Annotated in this window: 21 protein-coding genes; 7 read left to right on the plus strand and 14 right to left on the minus strand. The window is 69.2% G+C overall.

The features are described from left to right. Nucleotides 1-2 precede the first annotated feature (2 nt). From O3438_RS01005 to O3438_RS01020, 4 genes are read right to left on the minus strand one after another with little or no spacing between them, the layout of a single operon-like run. Nucleotides 3-740: an ABC transporter ATP-binding protein gene (locus O3438_RS01005; RefSeq protein ID WP_269678083.1), complete on the minus strand. Its 738-nt coding sequence runs from the start codon at nucleotides 738-740 to the stop codon at nucleotides 3-5. Then, nucleotides 716-1,552, minus strand: coding sequence for an ABC transporter permease (locus O3438_RS01010; RefSeq protein WP_269678084.1), 837 nt, complete (start codon nucleotides 1,550-1,552; stop codon nucleotides 716-718). The genes O3438_RS01005 and O3438_RS01010 overlap by 25 nt, the downstream gene beginning before the upstream one ends. After that, nucleotides 1,549-2,613, minus strand: a complete 1,065-nt coding sequence (locus tag O3438_RS01015) for an ABC transporter substrate-binding protein (RefSeq protein WP_269678085.1) — start codon at nucleotides 2,611-2,613, stop codon at nucleotides 1,549-1,551. The genes O3438_RS01010 and O3438_RS01015 overlap by 4 nt, the downstream gene beginning before the upstream one ends. Continuing rightward, entirely contained in the window at nucleotides 2,614-3,126 is a 513-nt protein-coding gene (locus O3438_RS01020) for a flavin reductase family protein (RefSeq protein WP_269678086.1), read from the minus strand. A gap of 442 nt (nucleotides 3,127-3,568) precedes the next feature. On the opposite strand from O3438_RS01020, the gene O3438_RS01025 reads away from it, so the two are divergent. Then, complete coding sequence (locus tag O3438_RS01025) at nucleotides 3,569-4,015, plus strand: GNAT family N-acetyltransferase (RefSeq protein ID WP_269678087.1); 447 nt, start codon at nucleotides 3,569-3,571, stop codon at nucleotides 4,013-4,015. 187 nt (nucleotides 4,016-4,202) lie between these two features. Here O3438_RS01025 and O3438_RS01030 read toward each other — a convergent pair whose 3' ends face one another. Continuing rightward, nucleotides 4,203-7,109: an immunoglobulin-like domain-containing protein gene (locus tag O3438_RS01030; RefSeq protein WP_269678088.1), complete on the minus strand. Its 2,907-nt coding sequence runs from the start codon at nucleotides 7,107-7,109 to the stop codon at nucleotides 4,203-4,205. Between the two features lie 609 nt (nucleotides 7,110-7,718). On the opposite strand from O3438_RS01030, the gene O3438_RS01035 reads away from it, so the two are divergent. Beyond that, nucleotides 7,719-8,444, plus strand: coding sequence for a flavodoxin family protein (locus O3438_RS01035; protein WP_269678089.1), 726 nt, complete (start codon nucleotides 7,719-7,721; stop codon nucleotides 8,442-8,444). Nucleotides 8,445-8,512: 68 nt separating this feature from the next. Then, nucleotides 8,513-9,451, plus strand: coding sequence for a DUF5996 family protein (locus O3438_RS01040; RefSeq protein ID WP_269678090.1), 939 nt, complete (start codon nucleotides 8,513-8,515; stop codon nucleotides 9,449-9,451). Between the two features lie 52 nt (nucleotides 9,452-9,503). Here the strand turns inward: O3438_RS01040 and O3438_RS01045 are convergent, their stop codons facing one another. The 8 genes from O3438_RS01045 to O3438_RS01080 form a co-directional block, all read right to left on the minus strand. Next, nucleotides 9,504-9,902, minus strand: a complete 399-nt coding sequence (locus tag O3438_RS01045; RefSeq protein ID WP_269678091.1) for a cupin domain-containing protein — start codon at nucleotides 9,900-9,902, stop codon at nucleotides 9,504-9,506. A gap of 100 nt (nucleotides 9,903-10,002) precedes the next feature. Next, nucleotides 10,003-11,226 carry an iron-containing alcohol dehydrogenase gene (locus O3438_RS01050; protein ID WP_269678092.1) on the minus strand — a complete coding sequence of 408 codons (1,224 nt, stop codon included), beginning with the start codon at nucleotides 11,224-11,226 and terminating at the stop codon, nucleotides 10,003-10,005. Nucleotides 11,227-11,289: 63 nt separating this feature from the next. After that, complete coding sequence (locus O3438_RS01055) at nucleotides 11,290-12,750, minus strand: NAD-dependent succinate-semialdehyde dehydrogenase (protein WP_269678093.1); 1,461 nt, start codon at nucleotides 12,748-12,750, stop codon at nucleotides 11,290-11,292. 108 nt (nucleotides 12,751-12,858) lie between these two features. Further along, nucleotides 12,859-13,935, minus strand: coding sequence for an ABC transporter ATP-binding protein (locus O3438_RS01060; protein ID WP_269678094.1), 1,077 nt, complete (start codon nucleotides 13,933-13,935; stop codon nucleotides 12,859-12,861). After that, a complete protein-coding gene (locus tag O3438_RS01065) occupies nucleotides 13,935-15,002 on the minus strand; it encodes an ABC transporter ATP-binding protein (RefSeq protein WP_269678095.1) in 1,068 nt (355 codons plus the stop codon). Before O3438_RS01065 ends, O3438_RS01060 begins: the two co-directional genes overlap by 1 nt. Beyond that, on the minus strand, nucleotides 15,002-15,913 hold the full coding sequence (locus O3438_RS01070; protein WP_269678096.1) for a carbohydrate ABC transporter permease: 912 nt from the start codon (nucleotides 15,911-15,913) through the stop codon (nucleotides 15,002-15,004). Before O3438_RS01070 ends, O3438_RS01065 begins: the two co-directional genes overlap by 1 nt. Then, the gene (locus tag O3438_RS01075; protein WP_269678097.1) at nucleotides 15,913-16,821 is read right to left on the minus strand and encodes a carbohydrate ABC transporter permease; all 909 of its coding nucleotides are present in this window, start codon (nucleotides 16,819-16,821) and stop codon (nucleotides 15,913-15,915) included. Before O3438_RS01075 ends, O3438_RS01070 begins: the two co-directional genes overlap by 1 nt. Nucleotides 16,822-16,859: 38 nt before the next feature. Continuing rightward, nucleotides 16,860-18,218 carry an extracellular solute-binding protein gene (locus tag O3438_RS01080; protein ID WP_269678098.1) on the minus strand — a complete coding sequence of 453 codons (1,359 nt, stop codon included), beginning with the start codon at nucleotides 18,216-18,218 and terminating at the stop codon, nucleotides 16,860-16,862. 348 nt (nucleotides 18,219-18,566) lie between these two features. On the opposite strand from O3438_RS01080, the gene O3438_RS01085 reads away from it, so the two are divergent. From O3438_RS01085 to O3438_RS01095, 3 genes are all read left to right on the plus strand, one after another. Continuing rightward, entirely contained in the window at nucleotides 18,567-19,310 is a 744-nt protein-coding gene (locus O3438_RS01085) for a GntR family transcriptional regulator (protein ID WP_269678099.1), read from the plus strand. Between the two features lie 87 nt (nucleotides 19,311-19,397). After that, complete coding sequence (locus O3438_RS01090) at nucleotides 19,398-19,967, plus strand: DJ-1/PfpI family protein (RefSeq protein WP_269678100.1); 570 nt, start codon at nucleotides 19,398-19,400, stop codon at nucleotides 19,965-19,967. A 19-nt stretch (nucleotides 19,968-19,986) separates the two neighbouring features. Then, a complete protein-coding gene (locus O3438_RS01095) occupies nucleotides 19,987-20,811 on the plus strand; it encodes an alpha/beta fold hydrolase (RefSeq protein ID WP_269678101.1) in 825 nt (274 codons plus the stop codon). A 43-nt stretch (nucleotides 20,812-20,854) separates the two neighbouring features. Here O3438_RS01095 and O3438_RS01100 read toward each other — a convergent pair whose 3' ends face one another. Continuing rightward, a complete protein-coding gene (locus tag O3438_RS01100) occupies nucleotides 20,855-22,861 on the minus strand; it encodes a S9 family peptidase (protein WP_269678102.1) in 2,007 nt (668 codons plus the stop codon). Between the two features lie 238 nt (nucleotides 22,862-23,099). Between O3438_RS01100 and O3438_RS01105 the strand changes: the two genes are divergently transcribed. Continuing rightward, nucleotides 23,100-24,677, plus strand: coding sequence for a HEAT repeat domain-containing protein (locus O3438_RS01105; RefSeq protein WP_269678103.1), 1,578 nt, complete (start codon nucleotides 23,100-23,102; stop codon nucleotides 24,675-24,677). The last annotated feature ends 40 nt before the right edge of the window (nucleotides 24,678-24,717 follow it).

Consider the following 24,717-nt stretch of genomic DNA (forward strand, 5'->3'; position numbering starts at 1 on the left):
GGTCATCCTTCCGTCGGGTCGACGCCGAGCGCCCGTAGCAGGGTTTCGCGGTACGCGAGGAACTGCGGCTGTCGGTACGACCTCGGCGTGGGCAGGTCGATGGCGAGGTCGACGGCGATCCGGCCGCTGTCCAGCAGCAGTACGCGGTCGGCCAGCGTGATGGCCTCGTCGACGTCGTGGGTGACGAGCAGCACCGTGGGCCGGTGCCGGGCGCACAGCTCGCGCAACAGGCCGTGCATGCGCAGTCGGGTCAGCGCGTCCAGCGCGCCGAACGGCTCGTCGGCGAGCAGCAGGTACGGCTCGGACACCAGTGCGCGGGCCAGTGCCACGCGTTGCTGTTCGCCGCCGGACAGCTCACTGGGCCAGGCCCGCTCGCGTCCGGCAAGACCCACCTCGGCGAGCGCCGCCCGGCCGCGCTCGCCGGCGTCCGGCCCGCGCAGGCCGAGGACGACGTTGTCCAGCACGCGCTGCCAGGGCAGAAGTCGGGCGTCCTGGAAGACGACGGACGAGTTCTCCGGTACGTCGACCAGGCCCGAGCCGGTGGCCTCGCCGTCCAGGCCGGCGAGCGCCCGTAGCAGGGTGCTCTTGCCCGAGCCGCTGCGCCCCAACAGCGCCACGAACTCGCCGGTGCCGATCTCCAGGTCGAATCCGTCGAGGACCACCCGGTCCCCGAACCCTCGCGCCAGACCGTGCACCCGTACGGCGCGAGATGCGGTCAGTCCGCCAGCGTGCGTCGCCACGACAGCGCCCTCCTCTGGGCAAGGCGAACCGCGCCGTCGGACAACAACCCGAGCAGGCCGTACAGCACGAGTCCGACAATGATCACGTCGGTCTGGCCGTACTCACGGGCCAGTTCCATCATGTAGCCGATGCCGCTGGTGGAGTTGATCTGCTCGACGACCACCAGGGACAGCCATGCCCCGACGACCGCGAACCGCATGCCGAGCAGGAAACCGGGTAGCGCGCCGGGCAGCACAATCCGGCGGATGAACGCGGTACGCCGCAGCCGTAGCGACTCGCCCAGCTCGACGTACCGGCTGTCGATGGTGCGCAGCCCGTTGTGGGTATGTATGTAGACGGGAACGAACACGCCCAGCGTGATGGTGATGACCTTCATCTGCTCGCCGATGCCGAACCAGAGGACGAGCAACGGGATCAGCGCGAGAGCGGGGATGGCCCGCTTGATCTGGATCGGGCCGTCGAGGACGGCCTCGCCCCACCGGCTCAGACCGGCGAGCACGGCCAGCATCGTGCCGATGGCGGTGCCGATGGCCAGCCCCAGGCCCGCCCGTTGGGCGGAGATGACCAGGTTGTCCTGCAACCGGCCGTTGGCGATGAGGTCGCCCGCCGTACTCACCACGGTCCAGGGCGCCGACAGAGTACGACTGTCGATCCAACCGGCCGCCGAGCCGGCCGCCCACACCACCAGCAGCAGGATCGGACCGACCGCCGACCCGAACGGGATGGGGCGGCCCGGCTTGAGCCGACGTCGTGGCCGGCCGGCGACAACCGCGGGGGTCGATGATGGTCGGGTCGGTGCCGAGACGGTCACTGAGCACCTCCGGCAGTCAGTGCCTGCGCGCCGACCGACTCGTACCGTCGGTCGTACAGGTCCTCGGCCGTGAGGGGCTTGTTGCCGGTCTCCTTGGCGAGCAGGTCGATGGTCTCCTGGTGCCGGGCGATGGCCTCCGTCCAGCTCGCCGGGATGTCGGCCACGCCGCCGTTCTGGACCAGCCATCTGCCGTCGTCGACGGTCAGGCCCTGGTCCTTGACGTAGTACCGCTCGATCCACTCGTCCGGATTGGCCTCGCGCCACCGCCAGGCCCGTGCCCACGCCTGGGCGTACTCCCGGATCGCGGCCGCCTTCGCCGGATCACCGAGCACGGTGACGGGGGCGTAGAGGTGACCGGGGTCGTCGCGCAGCCCGTGCGCGACCGTCGTGGCGCCGTCCCGGCTGTACTTGGTCTCGTACCGCTTGATCTGCACGCCGCCGATCGGCGCGACCTCCACCTGGCGGCTGGCGAGCGCGGTGGCGTAGACGTCGCCGGTGCTCGGCAGCTCGACCAGCTTGACGTCCTTCTTGGTGAGGCCGGCCTTGTGGAGCACTCGCAGTACCAGCGCTCCCTGCGCCTGCCCCGGGCTGTACGCGATCTTCTTCCCTCGCAGGTCAGCGAGGGAGGCGACCGTGACGCCGGGCGCGATGCCGAGCCGGTAGATGGCGTGGTCGAGTGGGTCCTTACGGAACTTCGAGGCAACGATCTTCGTGGGGATACCCGTCCAGTGCGAGTGGATCGGCGGGATGTCTGCCACCGCCCCGACGTCCAGCGCCTTCGCGCGGAACGCCTCCAGGGTCTGCGGGCCGCCGCTGATGTTCGCCCACTCCACCTCGAAGCTGAATCTGTCCGCCTCGCCGGAGAACTCGATCGCCTTCTGGTGCTCCTTGTCTCCGACGACGAGCTTGGTGCCGTTCGGGACGGCCTGCGGCAGCGGCGCGCCGGCGGCCAACGCCGCGACGGGTGTCTCGTCGCCGGCGCAGGCGGTCAGGCCCAGGGTGACCGCGCCGAGGGCGGCGGACAGGATCGCCCGACGGTCCAGGAGGGATGGTGAGGTCACTTACAACTCCTTCGTCGCTGGTTGCAGGGCGGCGTAACGCCCCATGTGGTAGAGCAGAGGCGCACCGTCGCCGTGACTGGCGATCACGGGCTCGGCGATCACGATGGCGTGGTCGCCCGCGGGCACCCGTTGGGTGACGCGACACAGGAGCCACGCGACCGGCTCGTCCAGCAGCGGCACCCGGTGCGGCCCGTACCGCCATGCGGGATGTGCGGCGAAGCGGTCGATGCCGCTCGTCGCGAAGGTCCGCGCGACGTCCTCCTGGTGCGCACCGAGCAGGTGCACCGCGACATGCTCCGCCGCGGCGATCGTCGGCCAGCTCGACGACGATCGGGCCAGGCAGAACGACACCAGCGATGGGCGTAGCGACACGGACGTCAGCGACGTGACGGTGAACCCGACGGGTGGCTCGCCCGCGGCGGTGATCACCGCGACTGCGGCGGCGTGCCGGCGCAGAAGGGCGCGGAACATGTGCGGGTCGACCGGAGTCACGGGTTCGGCGGTGACTGTCATGGCTGTCCTCCTGGTCTGACGAAGACAGGTGGGCGCCGCCACGAGTGCGCGTGGACGCGGTGGCGGCGAGCAACCGTCGATCGGTGCGAGGAGTCGGCTGCCGGTCATCGTCGAGCCGGCGGCGCGAGTGGAGAGAGAGGGGAGCGCGGGCTCAGCGGCAGCAGCCGCAGGCGGCGGTCCAGCCACGGCAGCATCCCCGCGACACCGCGATTGCGGTGCCCTGAAGCAGGGTGTGTTGGCTGGTCACAGATACGACGCTAACCCACAATCCCTATGTGTCAAGTAGGGTTTCAGGCGCTGGGACGTCCGGGGCGGCACCTGTCGGCCGCACGCGTCACCGGATGCCGGGATCGACCTGCGCTGATCGTCGGGCTGCCGACCGTTCCGCGAATCACCGCTGCCCCGCCCGGTATCGCGGAGCGACAGCAGGCAGGATGGATCGATGGTGACGATAAGACCGTTCGACAGCGCCGATGCGCCGGCCGTGGCGGACCTCATCGAACGCTGCCTGCGTGAGGTCAACAGCCGCGACTATCCGAGCGAGGTCGTCGAGCGGATGTGCGACCACTTCACCGAGCAGCGCGTGACGGAACTCGCGATCCGACGACAGATGTTCGTCGCAGAGGAGGACGGGATCGTCGGCACCGTCTCCCGCGACGGCAACAAGGTCTACACGATGTTCGTGCATCCTCGGGTCGCCCGTCGGGGCACCGGGCGACTCCTCATGCGCCACGTCGAGGCGCTGGCGGCAATCGACGGCTACGACCACATGGAGACCGGAGCTAGCATCACCGGGCACGACTTCTACCGTCGGCTCGGCTACCTCGACGTCCGCTCCACCGAGACGGAGTTCGGCCTCAACTACATCCTGCGCCGCAGTCTGCCCTGACGATCGTCGAATCGCCCCGGGCGGCTCGGCCGGTCCGGGTCCCAGGCGTGGGGGATCGGCCGCCGTCACCGGGGCCGTGGAACGGATCGGCCGGCCGAGCCGGGGCTGCCGACGCCGCACCGCCGACACCGTGGGCGGGCGAGATCGATCTCGCCCGCCCACCGCTGCGGGGCGTCTCCTCGGATGCCTACGGTGCCTTCCGTACCGTCAACTTCTGGTAGTCGGCGGCGTGGGGCTGGTAGGTCGGGTTGCCGGAGTAGGCGACGTGGACCCGGTAGGCCCCAGGCCGCAGATCGGCGGTCTGCAGGTCGACGACCGCCTTACCGTGCGCCAGTGGCACGACGTGCACGGTGCCACCGAAGGTGACGGTGACCTCGCCGGTCGGGGTCGGAGCGTGCTGCTTCGGCCCGCCGGCCGGCCCGACCGTCACGGTCAACCTGAACGTGTCCCCGCGGACAACCGACGCCGGCGTGGCCTTCGCCTTGACCTTGACGGCGGCCGGTCCGGAGGGCACCTCGAACGACGCCGTGCCCTCCGACGCCTTCAGGTAGTCGAAGCCGAGGTACTCGGCCTTGACCGTCCGGGCACCCGCGGGCAGACCCGTCGGCAGCGTGACGGTGGCCGCACCGTCGCTCAGATAGGCGAGCGTCGACCACGAGCCGATGCTGACCCGTACCTGACCGCCGGTCTCGAACCCGTCGGCTGCCGCGACCGTCACGGTGGCAGTGGTCGTCTGGGCCCCGCCCGCGTACGGCTCGACAGCCACCTCGGTGGTGGTCGTGACGTCGCTGTTCGGGATCCCCCGGATGTCGTTCCACTCGCGCACGGTCAGCGGGATCACCGTGCCGTGCCGCGGACGCACGACACCCGCGTTGGTCATCGTGATCGCCTTGGCGTTCCAGGTCGGAGCCTCGATGTTCTCGTGGCACGCCGCCTGGTAACCCCCGCCGTTGGTGTACCTGTCACCCCAGAGGTAGAACTGGCCGGGGCAGGAGGTGTCACCGGGGTTGGCCTTGAAGATGACAGGTCCCTCGTACCCCTGGTTGGCGACCCACGTCGTACGCCCCAGAGCCGGCGCGACAAGCCTCCAGTTGTCGATGTCGCTGTCCAGGAAGTCGGTGTGCTTCTCGGAGAAGATGTCCGAGCCCTGGTTGCCCGCCTCGTTCTTGGTCACCCGGTAGTAGTAGTCGCCGACCCGGATCGCGGTCGTGTCGATCCGCGACAGCGGGGCCGGGTCCTGCCACACCTTGGGGGCGGAGAACGTCTGGAAGTCGCGCGTCGTGGCGTACCACATCTGCGCGTTGCCCTGACCCGTGCGGTTCACCGGGTCGTTCCACAGCGACTGCGCCCAGAACACGACGTACGCACCGATCTCCTCGACCCACAGCGACTCCGGCGCGAAGGCGTTGCCCGCGTTGTCGGGCGCGACCTTCACGTGTCGCTGCGGGGTCCAGTTCACCAGGTCGTGCGACTCGAACACCTCGATGTACTGGGTGTCGTTGATGGCGTACCCGCCCTGGTCGTACCAGTTCAGGTCGGTGGCGATCATGTAGAACGTGTCACCGTCGGGGGAGCGGACGATGTGCGGGTCACGAAGCCCCTGGTCGCCCAGCTGGGAGATGAGTGACGGCCGTCCTCCGGTCAGACCGGTCCAGTCCAGGGCGGTGTTTCCGTTGGACGTGGCGAACATGATCTGCTCGCCGTCGGCGATTCCCTCCCCCTTGAAGTACCCCATGAAGTACCGCTCGTACTCCTCCGAGCGCGGCAGGGCGGTGATGGTCACCGGGAACGACTTCTTCTGCGACGCCTTACCCTTGGTGATGGTCGCCGTCAGGGTGGCGGCGACGTCCGCGCGGCCGAAGGCCGGGCGGCTGACCTCGCCCGTCGGGGTGACGAGGCTGGTGGTCGACGTCCAGGTGATGGTGGACCCGAACTCGCCCTCGGCGGCGAGGTCGAGGTTGCCGCGTACGCCTTCGGTGCCGTCCACTGTCAGGTCGAAGGCGTCCCGGTCGACAGCCTGCGCATCGTCGAACTCGGCCTTCACCACCGCGGGGATCTCCCGTGTGACGACCTGCTGGGCGCCCTTGCGGACAGTCGCCGTGAGCGTGGCTGTCGCGTCGGGCTGTCCCTGTGCGGGCCGGGTGATCCGGCCGGTCACCGCGACCTTGCGCGCGCTGGGGACGGCCGGCGGGGTGTTGACCTCGACGACCGACGGGTCCGAACTCGTCCACGTGATGGTCGAGCCCGCCACGGAGCCCACCTTGGGCAGGACGAGGTCGCGTACGACAGCACTGGTCCGGCCGAGGTCGAGGGCCGCGGCGTCGGCGCGAACGCCGTCGGAGACCGTCTTCTCCGCCAGGGCGAGCGTCTCGTCGAGGCTCACCGCCCGGTCGTACACCCGGAAGTCCCGGATCGTTCCGCGGAACGAGTAGTGGCCCGATGTCTGCGAGCGACCGAGGAAGTTGCAGTTGGTCCCCGCGGCGTTCACCGACGGCGCCGTGGTCAGGTTCGTCGACGTCGCGTGCAGCACACCGTCGAGGTAGACCCTGCCGGTCCAGCTCGCTCCGTCCGAGTTCAACGACTGGGTGTAGGTGACGTGGGTCCACGCTCCCTCGAGCATGCGGACCCGGTTCTGTTGGAGGTTCGTCGGACCCACCGCGACGCGGAATCGCTGGGTGTTCGACGCGAAGATGGAGCCCTCGGCGCCGGTGTCGACGTCACACGAGCCGGACTTACGGCCGAAACCCCACATCTGGTGCTCGCCGACGTTCGCCGGGTCGACCCACACGTCGTAGTCCACGGTGAGGTTGGACATGCCGGCGGTGATGTCGTTCGGCAGCGCCACGTACGCGCCGTCGAGGGCGCTCTCGTAGGAGTCGGGGTTGAACCTGACTCCTTCGCCGGTCAAGGACGCCTTCTCGGGATTCACGAGCCTGGCGTTCGCCGCCGCGCCCGCGCTACCCGAGTTGACCAACGTCGTCCCACTGGTTTCGTCGAGGGCGAAGTGGTGCACCAGGCCTTCGGTGAGCTGTTCCTCGGCGGCGTACGAGGGCGGTGCCGCGATCGGGATCGAGAGAAGCGCACCCAGTGCCACTGCGACACCTCTACCCTTTCGACTTCGCCCGGGACGTGGTCTTGGCTGTCGCAGTCGCAATTGATCCTCCTTGACCGGGGCGGGCATCACTCCAAACTGGACGGGCGTGTTAACGCTAACTACGGGGTGCTGTGGGGTCAACGCGGTGCGTCGCGGCCCGAGCCCCACGAAGGCCCGTGGTCGAGGTGCCCCCAACCGGCCGGCCCGTCCGGTTCACGACGGGCACGCGTCCCTCACGACAGCGGGGACGCGCCCGAGGTGCCAGTGGCGTGGTGTCACGGTCACGTGTGACGTGGTGTCACTGTTGGTGCGACGGTGAGCGCCGAATACTGGGGTCGTTACCGCACGATTGCCGCGTCACACCCGCGTCGATCGCGGCGGTCTCGCGGGCGCTCAGCGCGTAGGCGCTGATCCAGTCCGCCGTGGCCGACCTGTTGGCCAGCCGATTCGGCGCAGGTCGCGACCTACGACACTCGCCACAGTGATCCAACGGATGCGCCGTCGCGCTCGGGAGCTGGACGGTGCTTCGTCGGACCCTGCCAGGGTGCGACGGACGCTGAGCCGACCGGCGGGCCGAGGGCGCGACCGATAACCAGGAAGGACCCGCCCATGACCGCATCGGCGATCGAGAAGCCAGATTTCACCGGTTTGCGTGCTATGTACATCAACTGCACCCTGAACCGTTCCCCCGCGCGTAGCCACACCCAGGGGGTCGTCGATCGCAGTGTGGCGATCATGGAGGCGAACGGGGTCGCCGTGGACCAGATTCGCGCCGTCGACCACGACATCGCCACCGGCGTCCGACCCGACATGACCGAGTACGGAGCGGACACCGACGAGTGGCCCGCGCTGCTGCCCCGGGTGCTCGCAGCCGACATCCTGGTCATCGCCGGGCCGATCTGGCTCGGCGACAACAGTTCGGTGACCCGTCGGGTGATCGAGCGGCTCTACGGCTACTCCGGCGTGCTCAACGAGCAGGGCCAGTACGCTTACTACGGTCGGGTCGCGGGCTGCCTGCTCACCGGTAACGAGGATGGCCTGAAGCACTGCGCGATGAGCATCCTCTACAGCTTGCAGCACATCGGCTTCGCCGTCCCGCCGCAGGCGGACGCGGGTTGGCTCGGCGAGGTCGGCCCCGGGCCGTCATACCTCGACGAGGGCTCCGGCGGGCCGGAGAACGACTTCACCAACCGCAATACCGCGTTCATGACCTACAACCTGCTCCACCTCGCGTCGATGATGCGCCGCACCGGTGGATTCCCGGCCTACGGCAACCAGCGCACGGCGTGGGAGGCGGGTGTTCATCCGGACGCCGCCAACCCCGAGTACCGCTGACGCGGCGACCGGCCACGACAACGACGTCTGTCACCCGCTGGTGACAGCACCAAGGATTGTGAGTTGCGATGACGAGCCTGACGACGACGACATGGCCGAGCCTGCGGGTCTCGGACTGGACCGCCACCCGCGACACGGTGCACATGTGGACCCAGATCGTGGGCAAGATCCGCATGGCGCACGCTCCGTTTCTCAACCACTGGTGGCAGGTGCCCCTGTACGTGAGCCCGCGCGGGTTGACGACGTCCGCCATCCCGTACGGCACGGGAGTCTTCGAGCTCGAGTTCGACTTCATCGGCCATCGGCTCGACGTACGCACCAGCGACGGCGGCGCGCGGAGCGTCGCGCTCCGGCCCATGCCGGTCGCCGAGTTCTACTCGCGGGTCATGGCCATGCTCGACGAACTCGGGATCGAGGCACCGATCCGGCCGTACCCCAACGAGGTCGACCCGGCGATCCCGTTCGCCGAGGACCACGAGCACGCCTCCTACGACGCAGACGCGGCCGCCCTGTTCTGGCGACAGCTGTTGCAGGCGAATCGGGTGATCGGCGAGTTCCGGTCGCATTTCGTGGGCAAGGTCAGCCCGGTGCACTTCTTCTGGGGCGGGATGGACCTCGCCTGCACCCGCTTCTCCGGTCGATCGGCCCCGCCACACCCCGGGGGCGTGCCCAACTGCGGGGATTGGGTCATGGTCGAGGGCTACTCCCGCGAACTGTCCAGCTGCGGATTCTGGCCCGGCGGCGGCGAGGAAGGCGCCTTCTACTCGTACGCCTACCCGGCACCGGACGGGTTCGCCGAGCGACAGGTGGGTCCCGACGGCGCGTACTACAGCGCCGAGTTCCAGCAGTTCCTCCTGCCCTACGAGGCCGCCCGTGCCGCACCGGACCCCGACCGCGCGGTGGCCGAGTTCCTCCGCACCACGTACGAGGCCGCCGCCGATCTCGGGAACTGGGACCGTTCCGCGTTGGAGGACGACCCCCTCCGGTGGCACCGTTCTCCTGCGTGAGGAGGCCGATGCTCGTGGACGCGGCGCGCTCAGCGCACGCCCGGGCAGGCACTCACGGCATGGTGAAGTCGGCGAAATCGAAGCCCGGACTCACCACGCAACTGACGAGTACGTGCCTGTCGCCCGCCGGTTTCGCCGACTGCCACTCGCCTGCCGGGACCAGGACCTGCGGGCACTCGGCACTCAGGATCGTGGGTCGACTGCCCCTGCCGACGGTCAGCGCCAGCGGTCCGCCCGAGTGCCAGAACCAGATCTCGTCCGACCGCACGGTGTGCCAGGCCGACGAGTCACCCGGCTCCAGAAGGAAGAGGATCGCCGTCGCGGCGGCACGGCGGCCCGGGTAGCCGTCGGGCTCGAACGTGACAGCGGACCGATAGGTTTCCCGGAACCACCCACCTTCGGGGTGTGGTCGCAGATCGAATTGTTCGGCAAGAGGCGGACGGACGGTCATGAGGGGCCACTGTAGTGGCCGACACCACGGAGGTACGCCACGTCGGGCTTCGCGCTGCGTCGAGGCGTCACCGCGCGTCGGTCACCACCTCTGCTCGACGTCAGGACAGCACGTGTCGGGCCCGGTCTCCGGTCCAGGCCGCGTCGAGGATCGCGGTCAGGCTGGCGGTGTCGGTCGGGCCCGGATGGTTCTGGATCAGGCGGGTGACGCCACTGGCCATCTCCGCGAAACGCGGAAGGTCGCCCCGTGTCACGCCGATGTCCGCCAGGGTGGGAGGGATGCCGATGTCGGCGAGGAGCCCGTCGAGCCAGGTGAGGAACGTGTCTGCGGCCTCGGCATCCGAGGCTCCGGCCACGTCGAGACCGCACACCCCGGCAAGCACTGCCAACCGGTCGCCGACGGCGTCTTTGGCCGCGTCCAGCGCGTAGGGCAGGAGCAGTCCGACGCCCAGGCCGTGCGGCGTGTGGGTGGCTGCGCCGATGGGGTACTGGAGTGCGTGCGGGGCCGCGTTGCCCGCATGGGAGAAGGCGAGCCCGGCGAGCATGGACCCGTAGGACATGTCCGCGCGGGCGTCCGTGTCGCCTCCGTCCCTGACCGCACGCCGCAGGCTGCGGGCGATCCGCTCCGCGGCCAGGAGCGCGTAGTGGTCGGTGATCGGGTTGCGGCCGAGGAAGACCTGCTCCACCGGATCGCGCGGTCCGTGGGGTCGGGGTCGCGCGGTGTAGCTCTCCACCGCGTGGCAGAACGCGTCGATGCCGGAGTGGGCGGTGACGGTCGCCGGGCAGGTGTACGTGAGTTCGGGGTCGACGATCGCGAAGTCGGGCACGATGTGGACGCTGGAGACTCCCACCTTCAGCTCGCGGTCCGGGTCGGTCAACACCGACACGGGTGTGAGCTCGGAGCCGGTGCCGGACGTCGTCGGGACCGCGACGAGCGGAATCGTCGGCCCCGGGACCTTCGACTCGCCGTAGTAGTCGCGCGGCGTCCCACCGTGACGCCGGATGACGCCGACGATTTTGGCGAGGTCGATCACCGTGCCACCCCCGATGGCGAGGATCACGTCGGCGTCCACAGCGGCGGCGGCCGAGACGGCCAGGTCGACGTCGGTGAGTGGCACGTCCGGGGTCGCGTCGGAGAACACCTCGACCACAGCGACCTTCTCCCGCACGGCGGCCACGATGTCGGCCACGCCCGGCTGCCCCAGGAGAACCTGGTCGGTCACGATGAGGACGCGCGACCCGCTCTCGGCCACCACTCGTGGGATGTTCTGCGCGACCCCTTCGCCCACGATCAGCTGGCGTGGTCCGCGGACGGTCTCAAGCATGGCAGTGCCTCTCCGGAACGTCGGCGGTGATGTGCTGGGCGGACGCCCGGGGCAACAGGCCGGTCACGGCAGGTCGATCGCCGCGTAGGTGAGGTCGAGGTACTCGAGGATGCCCTCGTGCGACCCCTCCTTACCGATCCCGGACTGCTTCACGCCTCCGAACGGGGCTGACGGGTCCGATATGAGACCACGGTTGATGCCGACCATCCCCGTCTCCAGCCCCTCGGTGAACCGAAGCGCCCGCTGGAGGTCCCGGGTGAAGACGTATCCGACCAGGCCGTGCTCGGTGTCGTTGGCCTTCGCGATCACCTCGTCGTCGGACGTGAACGAGATGATCGGCGCCACCGGGCCGAAGATCTCCGTCTCCAACATCCGCGCGTCCTCGGGTACGTCGACGAGGACGGTGGGCGGGTAGAAGTGGCCCGGCCCCTCCGGACGCTCGCCCCCCACCAGGACCCGGGCACCGCGGTCGACCGCGTCGGCGACCAGCTCGGCGATCGTGGTGACCGAGGCCTCGTCGATCAACGCCCCGACGTCCACGCCGTCGTCGAGGCCATGGCCCACCGACAGCGCGGCCATCCGCTCGGCGAAGCGCGCCGTGAACTCCTCCCGCACCGGCTCCTCGACGTAGATCCGGTTGGCCGCGATGCAGGACTCCCCGATGTTGCGCATCTTGGCCACCATCGCACCGTCGAGCGCGACGTCCAGGTCAGCGTCGGCACACACGATCAACGCCGCGTTGCCGCCCAACTCCATGGAGGTACGCAGCACGTTGTCCGCAGCCTGTCGGAGCAGTACGCGCCCGACCTCGGTCGACCCGGTGAACGAGAGCTTGCGGGTCCGAGCGTCGGCGAGCAGTGCGGAGACCACAGCGCCGGAACGCTTGGTGGTCACCACGTTGACGACGCCCGGGGGGACACCGACCTCCTCCATGATGCGGGCCAGCAACAGCATGGTGAGTGGCGTCTGGCCCGCCGGCTTGGTGATCGTCGTGCAGCCCGCGGCCAACGCGGGGGCGATCTTGCGGGCGCCCATGGCCAACGGAAAGTTCCAGGGCGTCACGAAGACGCACGGTCCGACCGGCTTCGGCACGGTGAGGATCCGGTATCCGCCTGCGGGAGCGGCGCTGTAGCGCCCCTCGACGCGCACCGCCTCCTCGGCGAACCAGCGGAAGAACTCGGCGCCGTAGCCCACCTCCGCCCGAGCCTCGGCGAGCGGCTTGCCCATCTCGAGCGTTATCAGCCGGGCGATCTCCTCGGATCGCCCGGTCAGTGCCCGGTACGTCGCGTACAACAACTCCGACCGTTTCCGCGGCGGGGTGGCAGCCCACTCCGCCATTGCCTTGCTCGCCGCGTCCAGAGCCGCGAGCCCGTCGACGACGTCGGCGTCCGCCACCTCGGCGATGGTCTTGCCGGTGGCCGGGTCCTCGACCGCGAAAGTGGCTCCGCTCGCGGCGTCGCGCCAGGCGTCGCCGATCCGGAGCCGCCGGTGCTCGGGGGCCAGGACGTCCATCGGGTCACTCATTGCGCCGCCTCCTGGTGATCTTCTTGATGGTGGGCAGGGCGACGCCCCGCCCACCGGCCGCCCTTCCGGGCCACCTGCGGGCGCATCGGGTCGTCGCCGCCCAGCGCGTTAACGCCCGGCCGCGGACAGCGACAGCCCGGTGTCCGCGTCGAACAGGTGCGCACGGTCCAGGTCGACGGTGACCTGCAGCCGCTCGCCGGGCGTACCGGTGACGGTGGGTCGTGCCTTCACCTTGAGGATCTCCGTCCCCACTCGGACGTCGACCACCGTGCGGTCACCGAGCGGTTCGAGCCCGTAGAGCTCGCCCGACAACGACGCGTCCCCACGCTGCTCGACGGACAGGTCCTCCGCGCGCACGCCCAGCAGCAGCGCACGACCGTCCTCAGCCGTGGTCCAGCGGGGCCGCGGCAGCGTCCAGCCTCCCGCACCGACCAGACGATCACCCTCGGCGCGACAGGCGAGCAGGCTGATCGGGGGACTCCCGACGAATCCGGCGACCCACTGGTTGGCCGGACGTTCGTACACCTCGGTCGGCGTCCCGACCTGCTGCACGGTTCCGTCCTTGAGGACCGCGACCTGATCGGCCATGGACAGGGCCTCGACCTGGTCGTTGGTCACGTAGACGAAGGTCGCCCCGAGGCTGCGGTGGATGCGGGTGAGCTCGGTGCGCATCTCGACGCGGAGCTTGAGGTCGAGGTTCGTCAGCGGCTCGTCCATGAGGAACGCGCGCGGGCTGCGGACCAGCGCCCGGGCCAGGGCGACCCGCTGCATCTCACCGCCCGACAGTTGTGCGGGACGACGTTGCAGCAGACGCTCGATGTGCAGCAGGCTCGACATCCGCTCGACGGCGGTGGCGATCTCGCCCGAGGAACAGCGGCGTGCCCGCAGCGGCGAGGCGATGTTCTCGTACACCGTGTGCCGCGGGTAGAGGGCGTAGTTCTGGAAGACCATGGCCAGGTCGCGGGCGGCCGGAGCGTCACCGGTCGCGTCCCTGCCGTCCAGGCGCACCGACCCGGCGTCGAGCTTCTCCAGGCCGGCGATCGCGCGTAGGGTCGTCGTCTTGCCCGCCCCGGAGGGCCCGAGCACCACGAAGAACGAACCGTCCGGCACGTCCAGCGTCACCCCGTCCAGGGCCTGGACCTTGCCGAAGGACTTGCGCAGCCCGTTCGCTGCCACGGTTCCCATCAGGCCACCAGTTCTTCCGTGCGCAGGTCGTAGACGGCCGGGGTCCCGCCGGTGTGTCGCAGCCCGACCGTCGCGTCAGCGTCGAAACGGACGGTCGGTGGCATCCGAACCCGTACGTCGCGCTGGCCGTTGTGGTCGACCACGTAGATGATCTCGTCGCCCAGCCATTCCGCCGAGACCACGCGGGCCGGGACCGACTGTTCCGCCCCCGGTGCGGTGACCTCCAGGGCCTCCGGTCGGACGCCGGCAACCAGGTCACGGTCGCGCGGCAGATCCGCCGGCGGCGTGAGGACCAGCCCGCCCTGACCGCGAAGCTTCCCGTCGGCCACCTCGACCTCGATCAGGTTCATCGGCGGGGAGCCGATGAAGGCGGCGCAGAACAGACTCGCCGGACGGTCGTAGACCTCCAGCGGCGTGCCGATCTGCTCGACGCGGCCCTTGTTGAGGATGGCGATCCGGTGACCGAGCGACATCGCCTCGACCTGGTCATGGGTGACGTAGACCATCGTCGCCCCCATCTCTCCCTGCAGGTGCTTGATCTCCGTGCGCATGTCCGCCCTCAACTCCGCGTCCAGATTGGTGAGAGGCTCGTCCATGAGGAATGCGCGCGGCCGCCGCACCAGGGCGCGAGCGAGCGCGACGCGCTGCTGCTCCCCGCCGGACAACTGGCGCGGTCGCCGGTCCAGGAGTGGTCCGAGCCGCATCAGCCGGGCGGCCTCGGCAACCCGCTCCTGCACCTCCTCCTTGGGGAGTCCCTCGGCCCGCAGTGGGAACGCCAGGTTGTCGCGGGTCTTCAGGTGCGGGTAGAGAGCGTAGAACTGGAACACCATGGCGATGTCGCGTTCGGCCGGCGGCAGGTCGTTGACCAGCGTGTCGCCGATGCGGATGTCGCCGCTCGTCTGCCTCTCCAGGCCGGCGATGGCCCGCAGCGTGGTCGTCTTACCGCAACCGGAGGGGCCGAGCATCACGAACAGCTCGCCGTCCTGGATGGACAGGTCGACGTGGTCGACCGCGACCGTGCCGTCCGGGTAGCGCTTGTGCAGGCCGGTCACCTCGATGCCCGCCATCAGCGTCGCACCGCCCCGAGCGTCACACCGGCGATGAGGTGTTTGCGCACCAGGTACGCGAAGACGAGCACCGGTAGGGCGAACACGACCGAGGCGGCGGCCACGAGACCCCAGTCGGTGGTGGTGCCGCCGATGAGGCCGGCGATGGCGGGTGGAGCTGTCTGCACATTCTCACTGGAGGTGAGGAAGATGGCGAACACGAACTCGTTCCACGAGAAGATGAGTGCGAAGACCGCCGTCGCGGCGATGCCGGGCACGAGCAGGGGAAGGGTGAATTTTCGGAACGCCTGGAATCGGGTCCAGCCGTCGAGCATGGCGGCATCCTCGTACTCGGCGGGCACCTCGTCGACGAACCCCTTCATCATCCAGATCGTGAACGGGACGTTGAACGCGGTGTAGATGAGAATCAGGCCGATCTTGGTGTCGGTGAGGTCGACCTCCCGGTACATGAGGAAGATCGGAATCACGACCACGACGGGCGGCATGAAGCGGGTGGACAGGATGAAGAACAGTTGGTCCTTCTTGGCCTTCACGGCGAGGCGTGAGTAGGCCCAGGCCGCCGGAACCCCCAGCACGGTGGCCAGCAGCGTGGAGACCCCGGCGACCACGACGGAGTTGAGGAACGAGACGGACACGGGCTGACGGCCGCCGTCGGAGGCGACGAACACGTCCCGGTAATGGTCCAGGGTGACCTTGAAGTCGAAGAACTTCGCCGGGATGGCGTACACGTCCCGGTTGTCCTTGATGGACGTCTCGATCATCCACAGCACCGGGAAGAGCATCACGACGGCCAGCGCGGTCAGCAGCGCGACCTCCAGCACGGAGCGACCCCGGCCGCTGCGGCGGCGAGTGGAGGGCGTGTGATCCGGGGCAGGACCTGTGGACACGGCCTCGTCGACGGAGACGGCCATCAGCCCTCCTTGAGCTTGTTCAGGTAGCGCAGGTACAACTGCGAGAGGACGATGACGACGAGGACCATGAGGATCCCGTACGCCGAGGCGGTTCCGGTGTTGAAGCCCAGGAACGCGACCTTGTACACGTGGAACGACAACGTCTCGGTGGAGACGCCCGGGCCACCGTTGGTGAGGATGTAGACGAGGTCGAACAGCCGGAACGCTTCGATACCCCGGAACATCACGGCAATGAGCAGCAGCGGCCACACCAGCGGAAGAGTGATGGTGCGGAACCGGAACCACTCGGACGCCCGGTCGATCGAGGCAGCCTCGTACAGGTACTTCGGAACCGCGCTGAGGCCCGCGAGCGCGATGAGCATGATGAACGGCGTCCACTGCCAGGTGTCGACCACGATCAGGGAGACCAGTGCCGTCCGCTGCCGGGTGAGCCACTCCACCTGCCCCAGGCCGAGTGACCCGAGCATGCTGTTGACCACGCCGAACTGCGCGTCGAGCATGAATCGCCAGAACAGCCCGACCACGACCGGCGACAGCATCATCGGAATGAGGAACACAGTGGTCAGCAGTCCTCGCCCGCGCGTACGTCGTGAGATCAGGTAGGCGATGGCGAAGCCGAGCACGGTCTGTAGGCCGACAGCGCCGACCACGTAGATCAGCGTGGTCAGAGCCCTCTGGTGTACCTGCGCCGACGTCAGGATGGCGGTGTAGTTCCCGAACCCGATGAAGTCGGCGGGCCCTCCGCGGGTGGCCGAGTAGTCGGTGAAGGACAGGTACAACGCCCACAGCAGCGGGAACACCGACATGGCGAGCAACAGCAGGAGCGCGGGGGAGACGAAGGTGACGGCGAGCCAGCGATCACTCAGCCGGCGGGACCGACCCGGTGCGGGTGACGTCGCAGACGCCACCCGCCCGAGGTCGTCGGTCTTCAGAGGTGCGGGGCCACTCACAGTCCGCCGCCGCCCTTACGGCTGCTCGAGTCGAGCACGCGCTGCTGCTCCTTGGCGATGTCGTCGAGCGCGTCCTTCGGCTTCTTCGCGCCGTTGAGAGCCGCGTTGACGTTCGTGTTCTCGATGTCGACGAGGCGTGCGTACTCGGGCACGTTCCACATGTCCCGCATCCGTGGCACCGAGTCGGCGTACACCTTGTTGAACGGCCCGGCGTTGAGGAACTCGGGCGACTGGATCGCGTCGGTACGCGACGGCACGCCACCCGCCGCGGCCCACTTCTTCTGGATGTCAGCCCGCTCGAACCACTTCATGAAGTTCAGGGCCTCCGCCTGGTTTGCCGCCGCGGAGTAGGCCGACACGTGCATCCCCATACCGCCGAGCGGGACCAGGTTCGTCTTCTGGCTCGGCAGGGTGGCGAAACCCAGCTTGTCGAGGATCTGCTCCCGGCTGGTGCCGAGCGTCGACTGCTTCGGATCGAGCAGGCCGCCGCTCGCGGCGATCCAGTTGAACGCGATGCACGCCTTGCCCTGCGCGACCGCGGCGTTCACCTCGTCGATGAACCAGTTGCCGGAGCCCTTGGCGGTCAGCGGCTTCATCTTGTTGACCAGGACGTCCATCGCCTCCTGGCCTGCGGCGTCGTTGAGGACGCCATCGATCTTGCGGGCCTTGGAGTCCCAGAGGTTGCCGCCGTAGACGCCGTTGACAGTGTTGTAGGTGACGGCCGCGGCGTCGGAGCCGTTGGCCTGGTGGAACGCCAGCCCGCTGACGCCGGGGTTGTCCGCCTGGCACTTCTCGGCGACTGAGATCATCTCGTCCCAGGTCTGCGGTGGCTTGTCGCCGATCAGGTCCTTGCGGTAGATCATCGTCCAGGTGTCGCCGAGCAGCGGCAGTCCGTACAGGCTGGCGTTCTCGTCGCGCTTGCCGGTCTCCGCCTGGGGGAACTGACCGTAGGCCGCCAGGAGGTACGGGTCGTAGGCGTTGACCTCGATGTTGTTCTTGACGAAGTCGGTGAGGTCGAGGATGTTGCCGTTCGTCACCGCCTCGCCGATGTGCTGCGAGTCCAGGATCGCGATGTCGAAGTCGGTCTTGCGCGCGGCGAACTGGGTGAACATCGCGTCGTGCCAGTTCGCGTTCGGCACGGTGTTGACCTTGATGGTCGCGTTCGGCCGCTCCTTCTTGTACTCCGCGTTGGCGAAGGCCTCCAGCGCTTGCGCGGGGGGCCACTCGAACCAGATGAAGCTGAGGGTCAGCGGGTCCTTGGTGAGCTCCGGGATGGTCGCCGGTGCCTTGGGGGCGCTCGCCTTCGCGTCGCCGTCGTCCTTGCCATCGCCGCAAGCCGCCACGGTCGTGGCCATCAGCAGCATGGCCGCCGCCGCCAGCTGCACCTTCCGGCCGGGGCCGGATGTCCGTCCTGTTCGCTTCAAACGCCGCATATTCCTGCCTGCTTTCTGGGTTCGGACTTCTAGGGCCTCGCTAGGTGCTTCGCCGAGCAGGTGCCGGGTTGTTCAAGCGTGTTACCGGGCTGTCGCGGGGGGTGATCCGCGGCCGGCGTCACGGGTGCGGTGATGTACCGGGTCTTCATGGCACCGAGAAGATCTTCGGTCCAGGTTTCCTATACGATCCAGTGGGGGCGTCAGCATGTCGCAGCGCTGTGACAGATGTCAACAGGTTCCCGAAGACGCAAGAAAGGGCCTCACGTCACGATGGACGACGAAGCGATCACCGCGCGGGGACGTAGGGCCGTGACGGGCGGGACGCCGCCCGCAAGAGCTGGCGGCCGGCTCGCCGACGAGGTGTACGACACGCTGCTCGGACAGCTGATGTCGCTACGGATCGAGCCCGGCTCCCGGGTGACGATCGACGTCCTGGCCCGAGAGCTGGGGGTCTCGCAGACGCCCATCCGGGACGCCCTGAACCGCATGGAGGCCGAGGGCCTGGTCGTACGTGTGCCCCATGCCGGCTACCGAATTCCTCCGCAGATCACCCGTCACCGCTTCGAGGACATGCTCGAGGTCCGTCTGCTCCTCGAACCGGCGGCGGCCCGCAGGTCCGCCGAGCGCGCGTCATCGGAGCAGGTGGCCGGGCTGCGACGAATGCTGGAGGAGATGGCGGAGCTGGAGGGGGGAAACGGGCCCGCGGCCTACGGCGCCTTCGGGCTGCGTGACGCCGCCTTTCACGATCTCGTCGCCCTGAGCGCGGAGAACCAGGTCATCCGTGAGGCGCTCGCTCGCCTGCACAGCCACGTACACCTCTTCCGGCTCCACCACGACACCCAGGTCACCCACCTGGCCATGGCCGAGCACGAGGATGTCGTGGCCGCGATCGCCGCGCGTGACCCCGACGCCGCCGCCTACGCGATGCGTCGGCACATCCTGCGATCGGGTGATCGTTTCCGCCGATTGTTCGATGAAGTCACCGATGCGAATGGAATGGCGGTGGAGGCTTGACGGACGAGCGGGGTCGGGCGATGCTAACGCGATCGGATCAGATCGGATTGGATCCCCACCACCCGTCCCAGACGCGAGGAGAAGCAGGTGCCCAGAGCGCTGCTCCTGACCGGCGACGCCGCCGAGGAACTCGACACCATGTATCCCTACTACCGCGTGCAGGAAGGCGGCTGGGACGTCGACGTCTCGTCACGGACGATGCGTGACGTGCAACTGGTCATCCACGAGTTCGACCCCAACTCCGACGCCTATGTGGAGAAGGACGGCCGGAAGCTGCCGGTCGACGTGCCCTGGGCCGACGTCGACGTCGAGCGCTACGACGCCCTCATCATCCCCGGGGGACGTGCCCCCGAGTGGATCCGGGTCGACGCCGACGTCAGGCGCATCACCGAGCACTTCTTCGCGCGCAACCTCCCCATCGCACTGGTGTGCCACGGCGCGCAGGTGCCAGCGGTGTACGGGCTGCTGAAGGGTCGAAAGACGGCGTGCTTCCCGCCCATCACCGGTGACATGGAGAACGCGGGCGCGACGGTCATCGACGCCCCCGACGTCATCGACGGCAACCTCGTCTCCTGCCGGGGATGGCCCGACATGCCGCAGTTCGGCAGGGCGATGATGGAGGTCTTCTCGAAGTCCGTCAGCCCCGCATCGGCATGAGCGCAGCTGGCCTGCCCCGGTGACGACACTTCGGACCGTCATTGTCGACGGTTCCCCCGTCCACGTCCTGGAGGGCGGCACCGGGCCCGCAGTGCTGCTGCTGCACGGCTCCGGACCCGGCACGACCGGGTCCGGAGCCTGGGCAACGACAGCGCAGGCACTGGACGCGACCTGGCACCTGGTGGCTCCGGACCAGGCGGGGTTCGGCCGCACGCCGGTCCCGGCGGGCTCCCGGGGCGGGCTCCGGCTGTGGACGGAGCAGGCCGCCGGCCTGATGGACGCTCTCGGTGTCGAGCACTACGCGGTGGTGGGTCACTCGATGGGCGGTGCCGTGGCGCTTGCGTTGGCGGCCGCGCGCCCCCAGCAGGTCACCCGTGTCGTGGCGGTCTCGACGATGGGCACGCCCGGGGCGCCGCTGTCCGACGACCTCGACGCGATCTGGGCCGCCCCCGCCGGCCCGCTCGGCGCACGGGACATGCTGAGTCGCCTCGTCCTCGACCAGGCGCTCGTGACCGACGCGGCCGTCGATGCCCGGGCGGCTGCGATGCGGGAGGGGGCCGCCGCGTACGCGTCGTTGTTCCCCCCGCCCAGGGCGCGATGGGTCGACGACCTCACCCTCTCGGCGCAGACGCTGGCCGCGATCAGCGCCCCAGTGTTGCTCGTGCACGGTGCCGAGGATCGAGTCACCCCGCTCGAAACGACGGCCCAGCCCTTGCTCGAACATCTGGCCGACGTCCGTCTGCACGTGCTCGACCGATGCGGGCATGTGCCGGCGACCGAGCACCCGCAGGAGTTCAGGCAACTGCTGTCGCGCTTCCTCGGTGGTCAGGACCGAGACCTCTGATGCCGCGGCAGCCCCGCAGTCGGTGATCGTGGCCCGGGCGGCCTCAGGCGCCGAGGTGCTCGACGAGGAACTCGCCGGCATCCGCGAAGGCCCTCGCCTGGTTGTCGCGGCGGAGCAGGCCGTGGCCTTCGTCATTGAAGACCTCGTAGCGAACCTCGACGCCACGGGACCGAAGTCGCTCGACGATCTGATCGCTCTCGTGCCGGGGTACGCGAGGATCGTTGGCACCCTGGATGACCATCAAGGGCGCCTCGATCCGGTCGGCGTGTGTCACCGGCGAGCGCGCCATCAGTCGATCCGCGTCGGCTTCCGGGTCACCGATCACCGCGGCCACCAACGAGCGCCACGTCGGCGGTGAGGCCTTGGCCAAGGTGACCAGGTTGCTCGGTCCGTAGAGATCGACACCGGCGGCCCACTTCAACTCCGACAGCCGGCTCAGGCACGACAACACGGCGAAGCCCCCGTAGGAGGCGCCCATGACACCGATGCGATTCGGGTCGATCCACTCCTGTGCTCGCAGGTAGGCGACCGCATCGGCGAGGTCGGTCAGATCGCCGCCGCCCCAGTCCCGGTTGACGAGGTCGGAGTAGGCGCGGCCGTAACCGAGTGAACCCCGCACGTTGGGAGCGAAGACGCCGATGCCGTGTGCCAGGAGGTACTGGTAGAAGCCGTCATGCATGTAGACCGGCAACTCCTGCCAGGCCGGACCACCGTGGATCGAGATCAGGACACCTGCTGGCCCCGGTCCTTCGGGACGGTAGAGGTAACCGGGGATCTGGCGGCCGTCCCGCGCCGGATAACGGACCAACGTCGGGTCGCGGAAGGTGGCGGGATCGGCCGTTACCGGCCGAGCGTCGCTGAGCCACCTGAGCTCCCCGCTCTCAAGATCAATCAAGAGGATGTTCCACGGTCGGGTTGCCGTGGATAGCCGCAGCACGACGAAGCGCCCGTCGCCGGACACGGTGAGGCCGGTCGCCGCGCCGGAGGGCAGCTCCGGCATGCGGATGTCGGCACCGGTGACGAGGTCGCGTCCGCGCAGGCGGGAGAAGCCGTCGACGTTGACGTTCCAGACCAGGACCCGGCCGTCGCCGGAGAGAGCGACCTCCTCCACGTCCCAGTCCGGAGTGTCCAGCCAGCTGAGGGCGCCCGTCTCCGCATCCATGACCGCGAGTCCGGTGAACTCCCGACCGACATTCGACAGGACCAGGAAACCGCTGCCGTCCCTCAGCCACGGCCCCAACCAGTAGGTCGCCACATCGTCGTGCGGCGTCAACGAGCGCGGTTCGGCACCGTCGAGAGTGATGAGATGTACCAGATGGTCGCTGTTGGTGGTGCGCCATTCGGCGACGGTGAGCCGGGACCCGTCAGGTGACCAGTGCCCGGGGCAGGCCCTGCCGCCGCCGGCGTACACCCGGCGTACGTCATCGGTCGACAGGTCGAGCACCAGCACGTCCTGATCGGCCGGGTCCCGGTCGTTAGCGCAGTACGCGATGAACCGGCCGTCGGGGGAGAACGGTTCACCAAGGGCGGCCGAATACTGCACGTCCGGCGCATCGGTGAGTGGCACCGGCTCCCCGCCGGCAGCGTCGATGCGATGGAGTTGCGTGTTCTCGTCCCCACTGTCGTCGGCGAGGAACAGCAGCCACCCACCGCCGGGATGCCACGCCACCCGACGGACTGTCGTGTCGGTGCCGGCGGTGAGGCGACGCGTGTCACCCGTCGACAGTGCCTGTGTGACGAGATTGAACTGGCCGTCGGCGTCATCCACGTAGGCGATCGAGTCACCGTCGGGGGCGATGGCCAGTGTCGGCAGGAATCTCAGGCCTGACTGGAAGTCGCGGTATCCGGGCACACCGGGGATCTTAGGCAGTCGACGCACTAAGTCGGCCATACCGTCGATGGCGGCCGGCCCTGCCGAGATGCCATCCGAGCTTCTACCCCGTTCTGCCCTGTCGGCGGCCGGTGATGCCGCGCAGAGCCAGATAGGCAGCTCCCGCGGCCAGCACCCAGGGCACGGCGACGATGATCGGGTCGAGCAGATGATGTCCACGGTCGACGCGCCTGTCATGGAGGCGCGACGAGATCCCGTTGTGGGTGAACTCGCTCAGGACACCGGTCTCGGTGACCGGGTTGTCGGGGTGGCGGGTCAGGAACGACCCGCGGTGCTCTCGACCGACGACTCAGCCGGCCGCGACGGCCTTACCGGTTCGTTCCCGGCCGTTGCTGGGGGTCCGGGGCTGAGCCGAATTGAGCTCGATCAGGTGTGTTGCCTCGGGCAGGATGGCGGGGTGATACGGGGCAGCGGGGTTCAGCGGGCGGCGCTCGCAGAGGCGGAGCGGCTCGAAGCGGTGCGGGTCGCGGTGGACGGCGCCGCCTCGGGGCGATGGGAGGCGTTGCACCATCTGGTCGAGGCGCTGGTCGACGTCGATGCAGGCGATGACGAGGTGGCGGCGCGATCGGCGTTGGCGCTGGTGGCCGGTGTCGCGGGTCTGGTCGACCGGCTCGACCGGCACGCGCGGCAGGCACCGTGGTACGGCCCGTACCAGGAGTCACCGGCGCGGCGGGTCGGGGGGCGATTCTCCGACGCGACGTCGGGGCCCGTCGCGATGGCGCTGGCGAGCATGCACGGTGACGGGCGGATCCGGGAACGCGCGGTCGCGGCGATGGTCGGTCGGCCGTGCCCGGAGGCGGTGCCCTTCCTGGTGCTGCGCACCGGTGACTGGGTCAAGCCGGTGCGGGACCGGGCGCGGGCCGGGCTGGCGCTGTTGCTCGCCGACGATCCGGGTGGCTATCTGCCGGCGGTGCTCCCGATGTCGTTGCGCCTCGACGCGCGTCTGCGCGGTGGCTTCGCTGTCACCCAGGTACGCGCGGCGTTGCTGTCGGCGCCGGCGGAGGTACGGCGCGGGCTACTCGGATCGGGTGACGCCCGTCAGCGGCGGTTCGTGTTCGACATCGTCCTGGCTCAGGGATGGCTGCCGCTGCCCGAGCTGATGACCTGCGCCGGGTCTGACTCGGATGTCAGGATTCGGGCCTACGCCGCGGAGGCGGCCTGCCGTGAGGCGGTGTGGACCCGCCGGCATGACGTTCTGCGTCGCCTGGCCCGGTCGGTACGTGCCGAGGTGCGGGTGGTGGCGTTGACCGGACTGGTCCGGGCCGGTCAGGACAGTGACGTCGCCGCGCACCTGGACGATGACGCTCCGTTGGTTCGGGCGGTGGCCCGGGACGCGGCCCGCCGGCTCGGCATCGACGCCCGGGAGCACTACCGGAAGGCCACCGGTGCCGCTGAACCAGTGTCGGGTGCGATCGCCGGGCTTGCCGAGACCGGCTCGGCGTCGGATGCCCCGCTGCTGCGGCGCTTGCTGACCCATTCGCAGGCCAGAATTCGTGCGCAGGCGGTACGAGGTCTGCGCCTGCTCGACGCGGTCGTCGCGCAGGAGGTGCTGTCGCTGTTACGGGACCCCTCGCCGGCGGTGGTCCGAGAGGCGACCACCGCGCTGCGGCCCGTCAGCGGTGCCCTGCCGCCGAGCCTTCTGTGGCAGCTGCTCGGCGACGCCAGGGTGGAGTTGCGCCGGGCCGGCTACCGCCTTCTGCGCGGCCGCAGCGTCGATGTCCAGTTGCGCGCCGCCCTGATTCTCACCCTCGACCCGGACCGTGGCCTCGCCGAACGTGGGAAGGCCGACGTGACCCGCCTTGCCCGGGACGGCGCACAGACCACATGGCGCCGCACTCCACCGCCCGAGCTGTCGGTCACCGCCGTCGAGCATGACGAGCTGACGGCGATGTCGGCACGAGCGGCGGCGGCACTCGGTGAGGTCTCCAGCCGGATGCTCACCACCTGGCTGGCAGAGGCCCGTCCCGGCGCGTGAGCGCGGCGCCGGCGGTCAGGTCGACCCGTCCCTAGGCGGT

This window comes from Micromonospora sp. WMMC250, assembly GCF_027460215.1.
GTDB lineage: Bacteria > Actinomycetota > Actinomycetes > Mycobacteriales > Micromonosporaceae > Micromonospora > Micromonospora taraxaci.